The organism is Streptomyces sp. UNOC14_S4 (assembly GCF_020740835.1).
GTDB lineage: Bacteria > Actinomycetota > Actinomycetes > Streptomycetales > Streptomycetaceae > Streptomyces.
Genome location: NZ_JAINFC010000917.1, coordinates 1 through 1385 on the forward strand (window position 1 = coordinate 1; position 1385 = coordinate 1385).

The window sequence follows — 1385 nt, forward strand, 5'->3', positions numbered from 1 at the left end:
TGGTAGAGCCGCCCGAGATGTTCGGTGAGCACCTCCTCGAACGCGGTCACGACGCCGTCCGGGTCCGCCGCCTCGCCGCCCAGCGCGTACGCGCAGATCATCCGCAGGGACAGCGCGGTGAGGTCCTTCTGCAGCGCCACGGGCTCGTCGGCGGCGGCATGCCCGGCCCAGCGGTCCGCGAGCTCCGCCACCAGCGCGGTGAACCGCCCGAAGTGCCGCTCGTGGGACGGGCGTCCGGCCAGCACCGACAGCATCAGACGCCGCCAGGGCGTGTGCTCGGCGGCGGGCATCACCTGCACATTGCCCGCCTCGAACAGCGGCTCCAGGAACGCGAACAACCCCTCAGGCCGCTTGTCGATGCCCGCCACCGCCTCCAGCAGCACGGGGTCGGCGACCGACACGGCCGTCTCCGCGCCCGGGAGCTGGAACCGCACGACGGGCCCGTACGCGGCGTGCAGCCGCAACTGGTAGACGTGCAGCCCGCCCGCCTCCGCGACGGCACCGGCACCGCCGTCCGCCCGGGGCCCGGGACCGGGGATATCCATGATGCCCACGCTACTGGGGCAACTACCCGGGGAGAAGGGGTGATTGTCCTTGTGCCCGCACGGTGAGATCCCGGTTCCCGGGGTCACCGCACCGGCGTGCCGGTACGGTCCGGCCGCTCGTAGCAGTCGTAGTTGCGCTGGGCGAGGATCCTGCCGTCGCGGAATTCGAGGAAGACCGCGATATGGGCGCGCAGGACGTGGCCCGCGGGGAGGCCGCCCAGCGGGACGGCGAGGGTACCGGTCCAGGTGACCTCCATGGCCACCCGGTCGCCGGACGCGACCGCGTCACGCACCTCGAACCGCTGCCGGTCCACGGCCTCGCGGCCCCGTTCCGCGGCCTGGAGCACCGCGGGCAGATCGCGGCGGACACCGTCGGGGAAGAGGAGGTTGGGGAACTCCTGCTGCACCGCCTCCTCGTGGAAGAAGGAGGCCAGCTCCTCGCCGGTGGCCCCTCGGGCGACTGCCTCGTGGTAGCGGACGGCGACTTCGACGTCGGGGTGCTGTGGCATGCGGCTCAGCGTAGGCGATGCGTTCCCCGCTGCTCCCGGACCTCTCCCGCACGCCCCAGGAACAGGCTCGTGACCACGCGCACCGGCACGCCGCCGTCACCCACGATCCGCGCCACCTCCGCGAGCAGGGGTGCCCGTACCGCCTCAGGGAGCACCCGGTAGCCGGAGTACGAGGCCAGCAGGTCGACGGCCTCCGGGCCCGAGCGTTCGTGTCCGGTCTCGTACAGGCGGTGGTCCAGGTCCGTGAAGCCGTGTGCCGCCATCTCCCGCCACTGCCGGGCGACGGGGCCGCGGCGGGCCGGACGCGGGCGGGGGTCGAGGAGGGTGTGCT

1 protein-coding gene and 2 pseudogenes are annotated in these 1385 nt (G+C 73.4%); all 3 read right to left on the reverse strand.

Going from position 1 to position 1385, the window contains the following annotated elements; genetic code table 11:
• Window positions 1–545 (reverse strand): annotated as a pseudogene (locus K6I34_RS36995) (cytochrome P450); the annotation flags it as partial.
• Window positions 546–628: 83 nt separating this feature from the next.
• Entirely contained in the window at window positions 629–1054 is a 426-nt protein-coding gene (locus K6I34_RS37000) for a nuclear transport factor 2 family protein (protein ID WP_229332396.1), read from the reverse strand.
• 5 nt (window positions 1055–1059) lie between these two features.
• Window positions 1060–1385: pseudogene (locus tag K6I34_RS37005) on the reverse strand (hypothetical protein); the annotation flags it as partial.

Coding starts and splice junctions, on each gene's coding strand:
- K6I34_RS37000 (WP_229332396.1), bottom strand. CDS start 1,054: ATGCCACAGCACCCCGACGTCGAAGTCGCCGTCCGCTACCACGAGGCA.